The organism is Pseudomonas sp. S2_B10 (assembly GCF_054668425.1).
The window spans coordinates 1506020-1518615 of sequence record NZ_CP162768.1 but is presented as its reverse complement, the minus strand read 5'-3'; the positions used below and the strand labels follow the sequence as shown (position 1 = coordinate 1518615).

Below are 12596 nucleotides of genomic sequence, written 5' to 3'. Positions count from 1 at the left end.
ACAATTCAATCAGGGGTTACAGCGTCAGGAAGCCATCGTAGAGACCGTAGGCCGCCACCACGGCGCCCACGACCACTGCGGCGAAAATCAGCTTCTCGACGTTGGTGAAAACCGGTTGTTTGAGTTCCAGCTTGGCCTTGGCGAACAGGATCGCGCCGGGCGCGTAGAGCAGGGCCGACAGCAGCAGGTACTTGACCCCGCCGGCATACAACAACCACACCGCGTAGATCAGGGCGATACCGCCGATGATCAGATCCTTGCGCCGCTCGGCGGCGAAGCCTTCGTAGCTCTCGCCGCGCACCGCCAGCAGCAGGGCATAGGCCGCTGACCACAGGTACGGCACCAGAATCATCGAGGTGGCGAGGTAGATCAGCGACAGGTAAGTGCTGGCCGAGAACAGGGTGATGATCAGGAACACCTGCACCATCGCGTTGGTCAGCCACAGGGCGTTGACCGGCACATGGTTGGCGTTTTCCTTGCGCAGAAACTCCGGCATGGTGTGGTCTTTGGCGGCGGCGAACATGATCTCGGCACACAGCAGCACCCACGACAGCAGCGCACCGAGCAGCGAGATGATCAAGCCGACGCTGATCAGCACCGCACCCCAGTGCCCGACCACATGCTCAAGCACGGCGGCCATCGACGGGTTCTGCAGTTTCGCCAGTTCCGGCTGGGTCATGATGCCCAGCGACAGCACGTTCACCAGCACCAGAAACAGCAGCACGGTGATGAAGCCGATCACGGTGGCCTTGCCGACGTCCGAACGTTTCTCGGCGCGGGCAGAGAAGATGCTCGCGCCTTCGATGCCGATGAACACCCAGACGGTGACCAGCATCATGTTGCGCACCTGGTTCATCACACTGCCCAAGTCAGGGTTTTTCACGCCCCAGATGTCGGCGGTGAAGATGTCCAGTCTGAACGCGAAGACTGCGATCAACACGAACAGCAGCAGCGGCACGACCTTGGCGACGGTGGTCACCAGGTTGATGAACGCCGCTTCCTTGATCCCGCGCAACACCAGAAAATGCACGCCCCACAGCAGCAAGGACGCGCCGATCACCGCCGCCGGGGTATTGCCTTCGCCGAAGATCGGAAAGAAATAGCCGAGGGTGCTGAACAGCAGAACGAAGTAACCGACGTTGCCCAGCCAGGCGCTGATCCAGTAGCCCCAGGCCGATGAGAAACCCATGTAGTCGCCGAATCCGGCCTTGGCGTAGGCGTAGACCCCGCCGTCCAGGTCAGGCTTGCGATTGGCGAGGGTTTGAAAAACAAATGCGAGGGTGAGCATGCCGACGGCGGTGATGGCCCAGCCGATCAGCACTGCACCGACGTCGGCGCTGGCGGCCATGTTTTGTGGCAACGAAAATATCCCGCCACCGATCATTGAACCGACTACCAGTGCAACCAGTGCACCGAGTCTTAGTTTTCCGGGCGCTTCAGACATTTGCATGACTCCATTGCAGGAAAGGAGAGCTCACAGCCTAGTACCGTTGTCTGTTCGAATAGCTGACTTGGATCAGTGCATGGCCACATTCCATTGTTAATGAATGACTTATCCACCCGTTGCGGGCATAGCACTGTGCTCTGGAAGGCCCGTCCCAGAGCCGTTTCGCTTACGCAATTGGGAATAGCAATTAATGCTTTCGAACTATGACGCTAGTTGCTTTTCCGCGTTTGGCAAATGTCCGTCATCTGTTTTCAGTACAGAATTGAATAATCAAGATTGGCGCACAAAACTGACTTAACGTGCTAAGCGTTATCGTGGTCGGCTATATATAACGGTGCGAAATTGGCCATTACCTGATAAACGTCATCTACCCTTAGGCTTTTAGTCGGCAGTTGTTACAAATAAACAATAACGGCTCTTTCAAGGAGATCTGCATGTCGCAACCGACGCAAAAGCTGCGCCTTGGTGCGTTGATCGCGCTGGTGGTGGGGTCGATGATCGGCGGGGGGATTTTCTCGTTGCCGCAAAACATGGCGGCGCGCGCCGATGCCGGGGCGATCCTGATCGGCTGGGGCATCACCGCGATCGGCATGCTGACGCTGGCCTTCGTCTTTCAGACCCTGGCCAATCGCAAACCGGAGCTGGACTCGGGCGTCTACGCCTACGCCAAGGCCGGGTTCGGCGACTACATGGGCTTTTCGTCGGCGTGGGGTTACTGGATCAGCGCCTGGCTGGGCAACGTCGGCTATTTTGTGTTGCTGTTCAGCACCCTCGGTTATTTCTTCCCGGTGTTCGGTCAGGGCAACACGCCGATCGCCATCGGCTGCGCTTCGGTGCTGTTGTGGGCGGTGCATTTTCTGGTGATGCGCGGGATCAAGGAGGCGGCGCTGATCAACCAACTGACCACCGTGGCCAAGGTCGTGCCGCTGATCATGTTCATCGTCATCGCTGCCGTGGCATTCAAGGCTGACATTTTCACCCGTGACATCTGGGGCCGCAGCAACCCGAACTTCGGCGGGGTGATGGATCAGGTGCGCAACATGATGCTGGTCACCGTGTTCGTGTTCATCGGCATCGAAGGCGCCAGCGTCTATTCGGCCCGCGCAGAAAAACGCAGCGACGTCGGCCGCGCCACGGTGATCGGTTTTCTCGGCGTGCTGGCGCTGCTGGTGCTGGTCAACGTGCTGTCGCTGGGGATCATGAGTCAACCGGAACTGGCCAATCTGCAAAACCCATCACTGGCAGCGGTGCTCGAGCACATCGTCGGGCCGTGGGGTGCGTTGCTGATCAGCATCGGACTGGCGATTTCGCTGTTGGGCGCGTTGTTGTCATGGGCCTTGCTGTGCGCGGAAATCCTCTTCGCCACGGCCAAAGACAAAACCATGCCGGCGTTCCTGAAGAAGGAAAACAAGAACCACGTGCCGGTCAACGCGCTGTGGCTGACCAATGTGATGATTCAGATTTTCCTGCTGATCACATTGTTCTCGGCGGGTACTTACACCAGTCTGATTTACCTGGCCTCGTCGATGATTCTGGTGCCCTATTTATGGTCGGCGGCCTACGCGGTGCTGCTCAGCGGGCGCGGCGAAACCTACGAACACGCCTCGGCGGAACGTACCAAGGATCTGCTGATCGGCGGCATCGCCCTGGTTTACGCGGTGTGGCTGTTGTATGCCGGGGGAGTGAAATATCTGCTGCTGTCGGCGCTGCTGTATGCGCCGGGGGTGATCCTGTTTGCCAAGGCCAAGCGTGAACAGGGGCAACCGGTTTTCACTACGGTGGAAAAGGGGATTTTTGCTTGCGTGGTGATCGGGGCGGGGCTGGCGGCGTATGGGTTGTATAGCGGGGTGTTGTCGTTGTGATCTGAAAAGCAGCCCCTCACCCTAGCCCTCTCCCAGAGGGAGAGGGGACCGACCGAGGTGTCTGGCGCTGTACATCGACCTGAGCGATCGAGTTGATTATGGATTCGACGAAAATCTTTCACGTCGGCGTAACTCTCCAATATCCCCCAATCAGTCCCCTCTCCCTCTGGGAGAGGGGACCGACCGAGTTGTCTGGCGCTATACATCGACCTGAGCGATCGAGTTGATTATGGATTCGACGAAAATCTTTCACGTCGGCGTAACTCTCCAATATCCCCCAATCAGTCCCCTCTCCCCTCTGGGAGAGGGGACCGACCGAGGTGTCTGGCGCTATACATCGACCTGAGCGATCGAGTCGATTATGGATTCGACGAAAATCTTGCACGTCGGCGTAACTCTCCAATATCCCCCAATCAGTCCCCTCTCCCCTCTGGGAGAGGGCTAGGGTGAGGGGCTTCTCATGGCCAACACGGAGGATGCGAGCCCAACTCCGTCGCCGGCCAATTCCACCGCATCGCCGTCCCGCTGATCTGCAGCGGCACGCGCAACCTCCGCGCCGGCCCCCACGCGGTGTGTTCAATCGCCGGATCCTGATCCAGTGCGTCTTCAGCCCGCAGCGGGTCAAGCATCCCCGGCCCATGCTCAAGCAACAGCTTCGCCGTACGCGCCAGCGACAACCGCGCCGAACCCCCGCGACCGCTGGCCAGTCGTTCAGTCAGCAGCCTTATTGCACTCGCCGCCATCAGATACCCGGTCGCATGATCCAGTGCCTGCACCGGCAGTGGCGTCGGTTTATCGCTGTGCTTCCAGCGCTGTCCGGCCTCGGCGATGCCGCTGCTCATCTGCACCAGGCTGTCGAAGCCCCGGCGGTTCTGCCAGGGGCCGCTCCAGCCGTAGGCATTGAGGCAGACGTCGATCAGCCCCGGTACCAGTTGCCTTCGGCGTTCAATACCAAACCCCAGATGTTCCAGCGCATCGGCGCGATAGCCGTGGAGCAAGATGTCGGCGTCTTGCAATAAACCTTCGAACACTGCGCGATCCGCTGGCACTTGCAGATCCAGCCGCGCACAGCGCTTGCCGACAGTCATTTCCGGAACGACGCCGGGTTCGTTCCAGCTCGGTGGATCGATGCGCAGCACGTTTGCGCCGAGCCCGGCGAGAAAGCGGCTGGCGCTGGGACCGGCGAGCACGCGGGTCAGGTCGAGCACCTTGATCCCGGCCAGAGGTCGTGCGAGCGAGCCTTGCCATGGGCTGCGGTTCTCGTCCGTCTGCTCGATGAATTGCACCAGCGCTTCGGCATTCACCGCCAGCCCCTGCGGATGCTGCTGCCACTGCGCCCAACTGCGCATCTCGGCGGCGCAGCCGTTGGCGTCGACCACTGCTTGTTCCAGATCCGCACTGTCCCATTGCGCGACTTTTGCCGCCATTGCGGCGCGGTCGGCGCAGGCACCGAGCACGCGTTCAGCGGCGGCGCGGTGATGCGGAGCGTTGGTGTGCAGACGGATCCAGCCGTCCCGGGTCGCATAGTCGCCGGCGATCGCGTCCCATAACGGCGGCACCTGCCAGCCGATCGGGCGAAGCGAGGTGGAGAACCAGAACGAGGCCAGGCGCCGGTCGACTGCAACCGCAGGCAAGTGCCCGGTTTGCTGGTGAAGCAATTCGCTGAGCGCTTGGCCGGCAGCGGCGATGCTGGCGCAGGCCAGTTCAGTGACTGCGAACGCCGAGGGCAACGCGCCGTCACCGTTGAAGGGGATCGGCGTGTGGGGCAGGTCGAGTGCGGTTTGGATGGACGTGAGCAGATCAGTCATCGAAGGCCCTCCGGAACGAGAGGGCGATGATAGTGCAAAAGAATCGCGGTTTAGATGAAACCAGGATGTGAACCCGTTTCCCCAGTGGGAGCGAGCCTGCTCGCGAAGGCGTCGTGTCAGTCAACACGGATGTTGGATATGACGACCGCTTCGCGAGCAGGCTCGCTCCCACAGGGATTTATGCTGGATTGTTACACGCGGAACTGATCCATCAATTTCATCTGCTGGCTCGCCAGGCTGTTGAGCTGGCTGCTGATCGCTGCCGATTCGGTGGCCTGCTCGGTCAGGGTTTCGGTCACGGTGCGAATCGCCGAGACGTTGCGGTTGACCTCTTCGGCCACGGCGCTCTGTTCTTCGGCGGCACTGGCGATCTGCAGGTTCATGTCGCTGATCACCGTCACCGCGTCGCTGATCTTGCCCAGTGCATCAACGGCCTGACGAATCTGCCCGGCATTGTTGTGCGCCTGGGTCTGGCTCGAATGCATGGTCGCGACCACGCCACGGGTGCCGGTCTGGATGCGCTCGATGACGATGCGGATTTCTTCCACCGAATCCTGCGTGCGTTTGGCCAGGTTGCGCACCTCGTCGGCGACTACGGCAAAACCGCGACCGCTTTCGCCGGCGCGGGCGGCTTCGATGGCGGCGTTGAGGGCCAGCAGGTTGGTTTGTTCGGCGATGCTGCGGATTACTTCCAGCACCGAGCCGATCTGCTCGCTGTTGACCGCCAGCGCTTCGACTTCGGTCACCGCTTTGCTGACCTCATCGGCCAGTTGATTGATGTCGCGGGTGCTGCGCTCGATGATCGCCATACCGTCCTTCGCCGACTGATCGGCACCCTTGGCGGCGTTGGCCGCGTTCGAGGCACTGTTGGCGACGTCGTGGGCAGTGGCGCTCATTTCGTTGGACGCGGTGGCGACCTGATCGATTTCGCGGAACTGCACCTGCATGCCTTCGCTGGTCTGGCGGGCAATTTCCGACGACTGATCGGCCGTGCCGCGCGCTTCGGTGATGCTCTGTTTGATCTGCGCGATGGTCGGCTGCAGCTTGTCGAGAAAGCGGTTGAACCAGTTCACCAGTTCGCCCAGTTCATCTTTCTTGCTGTAGTTCAGGCGCTGGGTCAGATCGCCTTCGCCGCTGGCGATGTTCTTCAGCATCTCAGCAACGCTGTTGATCGGACGGGTGACGCCGGAGGCGGTGAGCCAGATCAGCAGGAGGCCGACCAGACCGGCCACGCCCGCCACCAGCAGGGCAGTGATGACGCCGGTTTGTTGCGCGTCATCCAGCACCGCTTGCAGTTTCACCGAGTCGGCCAGCAGCACGTGCTCGGGCAGATCGATGACCACGCCCCAGGCGCGCGAATTGCCGATCGGGTCGACCGGGTAAACCGCGCGAATCAGGTCGCCCTGTTGGAGGATTTTCGCCGTACCGCTGCCGACCAGTTGCAATACATCCTTGCCGTCAGCGCCGAGGGTGTCGCTGATTTTTTTGCCCACTCGCGTCGCGTCGGCACTGTCGGCCGCCAGCACACCGCTGCCGGAGACGATCAGCATGTGCCCGGCGTTGTTGAACAGGCTGCGCTGCGAGTCGACGGCGGCGGCTTGCAGGGCATCGAGCGCGATGTCGACACCGACCACACCGATCGCTTTGCCATCCACCAGCAGCGGTACGGAAATGGTCGTCATGAGCATTTCCTTGCCACCGACCGTGTCGGCATACGGGTCAAGCAGGCAGGTGCGTTTGTTGTCGCGAGGGCAGGTGTACCAACTGTTGTACGGCGTGCCGCTGACGCTGAGGGTGGTCTTGGTCAGGTCGTCCTCGACCATGATCGTATTCAGCGCGGCGCCGGCGGCACGGCTCCAGTACGAGGCGAAGCGCCCGGCTTCGTTGGACTGCCGCGCGGCATCGTTGGCGAATTCGCTGTCCTTGCCGTCGAGGCCGTTGGGTTCGAAGGCCAGCCAGATGCCGAGGACTTTATCGTTGCGCTCGAAGGCGGTTTTCAGGCTCTGGTTCAACTCTTCACGAACAGCGCCGGCTTCGAGCGAACGCTTGGCCGCCATCGTCCGCAGATCCTTGATCTGGTCGGCGAGGGCGGTGACCACGAGCAGGCTTTCACCAAAGGTTTTCTGCACCCGCACCGCTTGCTCGGCGGCCTTGGCCTGCAGCAGGTTCTGCACGCTGGCGGTCAGTAACTGGTTGCTGGATTGACTGACCAGCGCGTCGTTCTGGTTGGTCTGGTAGATGTTCATGCTGACAATCAGCACCACCACTCCGAGCAGGCAAAGGCCGGAGAGCAGGACGATTTTCAGGCGAATGGACAGAGAGTCGAACATGGGGCGATCTCGCGAATGGAATAAACAGGTGGCTGGGCCTGAAGCCCGGTTTGCCAAATCCATTCAGCGCCATTCAATCCTAATCGGCGTCGCGCGAAACGGCATGAGGCGCTCGCCGACGGACGGTCGCCGCTAAACGTTTGCGCAGGGGAAAGTGCTGAAAAGGCTTTAATTACAGGGATGTTTCACTACAGCGATGGGCGTCTCCGGGCGCGACCAGATCCACAGGTTGCCCAGGCCCATGCCGGCAATCGCCAGATAGATCGGCCAGCCGTGATCGAGCATCACCAGCATCAACGTCGCACAAAGCAGCATGCTGAGGGTGGCACTGACTTTGGCCTTGCGCGCGATGATCCTGCCGTTGCGCCAGTTACTGAGGATCGGCCCGAACAGGCGATGATTTTCCAGCCACGCACTCAGGCGCGGCGAACTGCGGGTCGCGGCCCACGCGGCTAAAAGGATGAACTCGGTGGTCGGCAGACCGGGCACGACGATGGCGACAAGGCCAATGCCGAGGCTGACATAGGCCAGCAGGCCGAACAGCAGACGGGCGAGTTTTGATGGGGCGGGTGCGGGCATGGGCTCAGCGGCGGCTTCTGAAGCGGAACGGGGATCTTACAGATTTGTGGTGAGCTCTGTGGGAGCGAGCCTGCTCGCGAAAGCGGTTGATCAGGCACATTGATGTTGAATGTGCTGCCGTCTTCGCGAGCAGGCTCGCTCCCACAAGTGATAAGAGTTGCTTCAGGCCACTTCGGCTTCTATGGCATAAGCCCGTTCCAGCAGCACGGTAAAGCGGTTGAACGCATCCAGCGCACCTTGCTCCACTTCAGCCTCTTCCTCAGCGGTGAACGGCAATGCATCGAGGGTGCGTACGAAGCTTTTCCAGCCCTCGGCGCGGCCACCTTGCGGTTCAGCCAGATGCCGGGCACCAAAGGTTTCGCTCAGATCGAGCGCCACCGCGCGCTTGATCAGGAACGCCGCGCCGAGCTTGGAACCCTCGGAAACAAAGATCCAGCCCAGCGCCCGTGCCTTGCTCGGGTTTTTCAGCGCGCCGGCCACCGGGGCCGGAACCTCGGTGTCGAGGTCGGCGAGGTCAGCCCTGGCCGCTTCGGCGCGGCAACGGGCCGGCAGATCCGGGACGATCGCGGTCAGTTCGGCATCGTTGTACAGCTCCACCAGTTCCGCCTGGAACAGGTATTGCGCGACGACGAAACGGGCGAAGCTGGCGCGGGTTTCGAACGGCGCGTGGGCTTTGACCAGCGCATCGAGTTTGCTGTGCGGCTCGTGGGTGATCTGGTTCAGGCGTTGCGAACGCAAGGTTTTTTCCGAGGCAGTCATGGGGTGTCCTTGATAAATGAGGCGCTTGATAACAAGACGTACGGGCGGACGCCGGACAGTAAAAAAACCTCACTGCGCGGCGCGAACACGCGCAGTGAGGCCGGGCGGATCAGATGTCCCAGATCAGGTTGATCGCGAAGTTGCGTCCCGGTTGGGTCAGGCGATCGAGGTTGGCCGGTTGCGTCACCGAGGCTTCGCCGACGCTGTCGTAACCGCGCACGTCATCCCATAGCCAGTATTTCTTGTCGGTCAGGTTGTAGACGCCGCCGCTGACGGTGACGTCGTCGGTCACCTTGTAATAGCCGGCCAGATCGAGAATGCCGAAGCCCGGGGTCTTGAACTGGCTGCTGACGCCGTCCGGCGACTTGAAGTTGCTGTCGTCGACGCGGTCCTTTTTCTTCACCACGGTCCAGCTCAGCAAACCGCCATAGTTGTCCTGGTCGTAACCGAGACCGAACACGCCGGTGAGCGGATTGACGCTGTTGATCGGCTCGCCGCTGTCGTTGTTGCGACCGTAGGCGTAGGCGATCGAGCCTTGGGTATACAGGCCTTGCGGCGCGCCCAGCGCATCCAGGTTCAAGTGACCTTTGACTTCCGCGCCCTTGATGGTGGCGCGCTTGATGTTGTTGCTCTGGAAGGTCAACTGATCGTCGCCCGGCTTGACCGCGTCCTCGTTGATGAAGTCGCGGTACTTGTTATAGAACACTGCGACGTCGAACGAACCCTGCTCGAAATTCCCGCGCAGGCCGGTTTCGAAGCCTTTGCTCTTTTCCGGCTCAAGGTCGGAGTTGGGCGCTACGGTGTAGCCGGTGGTGTTGTTCTCGAAACGCCCGTACAGCGATTTTGCCGTGGGCGTGCGGAAGCCTTCGGCGTACTGGCCGTACCAGGTGTAGTTGTCCGTCAGTGCATAGGTCAGGCCGAATTTCGGCGACACCTTGTGCCAGGTCTTGTTCTTGTCGCTGACCGTGCCCTGGCCGTCGGCATTCACGGTGTTGAGGAATTCCTCGGTGATGTGCGGCTTGAGCTGGGTGTAGTCGTAGCGCAGGCCCGGCAGGAAGGTCCAGTCGTTCCAGCTGATCTGATCCTGGGCGAACAGGCTGTAGGTGTTGATGGTCGGATCGGGGAAATCAGAGGCCTTGGCCAGCACGTCCGCCGCACTGGTCGCGCCAATCGCCGTGCAGCCGCGACCGACGGCCACGCAGGTGCCGTCGCCGCTGCGTGAACCGGTGACTTTCTGCTGTTTGATCGTGGTGCCGTAAGTCAGCAGGTGATCGGTGTCACCGATGGCGAAAGCCTTGTCCAGTTGGGCATCGAAAACCCACTGTTTTTCTTCGTAGATCGTGTCGCGGGTACGCAGCACTTTACGGGTGATCGGGTAGTACAACTCCTCGGTGCTCTGGTCGGTCTTGGCGATCTGGTGATTGAGGCTCCACTTGACGTTATCGGCGAGCAGGCTGTCGAGGGCGAACGCATGTTCGATGCCGAAACGCTCGCGGGTGATGGTGTCGTTACCGGTGCGCCACTGGTACATGCCGCCGGGCAGGACGCTGCTCGGAATGGTCGGCGCGCCGTTGAAATACGGGCCGCCGTAGGCACTTTTCTGGTCGGTGTCGCGATCGTCCTTGTACTTTTCGTAGGTCAGGCCCAGACGCGAATCGTCGTTGTAGTTCCAGCCGAGCTTGGCCAGGACGTTGGTCGCGCGCACGTCTTCCGGGTTGGCGGCGGTGCGCGCAAGGCCGATGCCGTTGTTGCCGCCGAAGGACTCGGTTTCGTGTCCGTCGCGCTGGCTGTAATGCAGCAAGCCGTCGAACTCACCGCTGCGGCCGGCGACGGTGGCGGACTTCAGCCAGCTGTCGTCGGCGGAGCTGTAACCGCTTTTCAGGCGCGCGCCGACGTCCTTGCCCGGTTTGATGATGTCGTCGGCGTCCAGCGTGTAGTAGCTGACCGCGCCGCCGATGGCGTTGCTGCCGTACAGCACCGAGGCCGGGCCACGCAGAATTTCCACGCGTTTGACGATTTCCGGGTCGACGTAGTTGCGCTGGCTTTTGGCGTAGGGGCCGTTGAAGAAGCCGTTGGGGATTTCCACGCCATCGACTTGAGTCAGGATGCGGTCGCCGTCGATACCGCGAATGTTGTAGCCGCTGATGCCGCCGCGCTGGCCGGCACCGCCAACGGAAACGCCCGGTTCGTAGCGCACCAGATCCTTGATGGTGTTGACGTTGTTGCGGTCAAGCGCTTGGCGATCATGCACGCTGACCGTCGAAGGCACGCTGTTGACCGACTGTTCCTGGCGAGTGGCGCTGATGGTCACCTGATCGAGATTGAGCGTGCCGCTGCCGCTGCGTTTTTCCAGCACGACATTGTTGTTGCTCAGTTTGCGAAAGCTCAGGTTGGTCCCCACCAACAGGCGCTCGAGGGCTTTCTCCGGCGGCAGCGAACCGCGCACGCCCGGCGACGAGACGTTCTGCCCCAACTCGGCCGGCAAGCCGACCTGCCAACCGGTCACGGCGGTAAAGGCATTCAATGCCGAAACCAGTGGTTGCTGGCCGATGGCGAAGGCGTAATCGCCCATGTTGCGTGTCGGTTGCTCGGCGGCGGCGAGCAGCGGCGCGGTGCCGGCCATGAGAATGGCCGCAGTCAGCAGCGACAGCACGCGGGAAGGGGAGGAAGTCTGGCGGGTAAGGCGTGAGGACATCGATAGCGCTCCGTGTCGCACGAATCTTTATAGGTGCTGATCGGCATGGTTAGATGCGAATCAATTGCATTGGCTATAACGAGACGTACTGCCATCGGCTATCGAGTAAAAATAATTCTCATTCAGTTCAGGATCACCAGCGCCGGGAATTCCTGCAGGCGCGCCGAGGTGATGTGGGCGAGGGAGCGGACCACGTCAAGCGGCTGGTCGAGACGGTAATTGCCGGTGACGGCGACGTCGGCCAATTGCTCGTTGTTGTTGATGATCCAGCCCGGGTAGTAGCGGCGCAGTTCGGCCAGCACCTGATTCAGCGGGCAGTTCTCGAACACCAGGCGGCCTTCAACCCAGGCCAGATCGGCATTGGCGTCAAGCTTGGCCGGACGATCAAAACCGTTGGGGCCGATGCGAATGCTCTCCCCGGCGCGCAGGCGCACCCTGGCATCGTTGTGGGTGGCGCGCAGATCGACATCGCCACGCTGCACATTCACTTGCGCGACCCCGTCGAGGTAGCGCACGGCGAATGCGGTGTCGTGCACGCTTGCCTGCACTGGGCCTGCGTCGATCTCCAGCGGCTGATTGCGCCCGCTGGCAATCTCGAAAAACGCCTCGCCCTGAAACAGTCGGGCCACGCGCTGTTGATCGTTGATGGTGCTGGAAAACGCCGAATTGGTATTGAGCAGGACCTTCGAACCGTCCTCCAGTTGCAGCCGCTGACGCTCGCCAACCACGGTGAGGTGATCCGCTTGAATGCGCATCGGCAAATTACTGAAACTGAACAGCCCAAGGATCAGCACCGCAGCGGTGGCCAGCGGTTTCCAGTGCGGGCGCAAGCGTTTGAGGAAGGTGATTTTTACCGGCTTTGTCGCCAGAGCCTCGGCGCACAGTGCGACTTGCGGGCCGTCCCAGATGGCCTGGGCCTTGGCGAACGCCTCGGCATTCAACGAATCAGCCGCCAGCCAGGCATGAAATTGCCGGGTCTGTTCCTCATCCGGGCTGCCGAGCACGATGAGCCAGTCCAGCGCCTGGTCCATTGCAGCTGCAGCGTCCCGCGCCGAATCGGGCGAAGGCGAGCGGTGGGTGTCCGTCACGGTGGTTCCTCAGGGCTTCTGGCGAAGC

The 12596-nt window shown here is 61.3% G+C and carries 7 protein-coding genes and 2 pseudogenes; 1 reads left to right on the top strand and 8 read right to left on the bottom strand.

Going from position 1 to position 12596, the window contains the following annotated elements:
• Positions 1–16: 16 nt before the first annotated feature.
• Positions 17–1444, bottom strand: a complete 1428-nt coding sequence (gene arcD, locus AB4O45_RS06715; protein ID WP_016773517.1) for an arginine-ornithine antiporter — start codon at positions 1442–1444, stop codon at positions 17–19.
• A 437-nt stretch (positions 1445–1881) separates the two neighbouring features.
• Here arcD (AB4O45_RS06715) and arcD (AB4O45_RS06710) point away from each other — a divergent pair, with 437 nt between their 5' ends.
• The gene (gene arcD / locus AB4O45_RS06710; RefSeq protein WP_076563934.1) at positions 1882–3309 is read left to right on the top strand and encodes an arginine-ornithine antiporter; all 1428 of its coding nucleotides are present in this window, start codon (positions 1882–1884) and stop codon (positions 3307–3309) included.
• 458 nt (positions 3310–3767) lie between these two features.
• On the opposite strand, the gene AB4O45_RS06705 is transcribed toward arcD (AB4O45_RS06710), so the two are convergent.
• From AB4O45_RS06705 to AB4O45_RS06675, 7 genes and pseudogenes are all read right to left on the bottom strand, one after another.
• Positions 3768–5117: a CoA transferase gene (locus tag AB4O45_RS06705; RefSeq protein ID WP_460161230.1), complete on the bottom strand. Its 1350-nt coding sequence runs from the start codon at positions 5115–5117 to the stop codon at positions 3768–3770.
• Positions 5118–5308: 191 nt separating this feature from the next.
• Positions 5309–5836: pseudogene (locus tag AB4O45_RS06700) on the bottom strand (methyl-accepting chemotaxis protein); the annotation flags it as partial.
• 378 nt (positions 5837–6214) lie between these two features.
• Positions 6215–7174: pseudogene (locus tag AB4O45_RS06695) on the bottom strand (methyl-accepting chemotaxis protein); the annotation flags it as partial.
• A gap of 441 nt (positions 7175–7615) precedes the next feature.
• Positions 7616–8026 (bottom strand): YbaN family protein, encoded by a 411-nt coding sequence (locus tag AB4O45_RS06690; protein ID WP_056787946.1) that lies wholly within the window; start codon positions 8024–8026, stop codon positions 7616–7618.
• Between the two features lie 162 nt (positions 8027–8188).
• Positions 8189–8785: a biliverdin-producing heme oxygenase gene (locus AB4O45_RS06685; RefSeq protein ID WP_056787948.1), complete on the bottom strand. Its 597-nt coding sequence runs from the start codon at positions 8783–8785 to the stop codon at positions 8189–8191.
• Positions 8786–8894: 109 nt separating this feature from the next.
• Positions 8895–11480, bottom strand: a complete 2586-nt coding sequence (locus tag AB4O45_RS06680) for a TonB-dependent receptor (RefSeq protein WP_460161229.1) — start codon at positions 11478–11480, stop codon at positions 8895–8897.
• 122 nt (positions 11481–11602) lie between these two features.
• Positions 11603–12568 carry a FecR family protein gene (locus tag AB4O45_RS06675; RefSeq protein WP_460161228.1) on the bottom strand — a complete coding sequence of 322 codons (966 nt, stop codon included), beginning with the start codon at positions 12566–12568 and terminating at the stop codon, positions 11603–11605.
• Positions 12569–12596 lie beyond the last annotated feature (28 nt).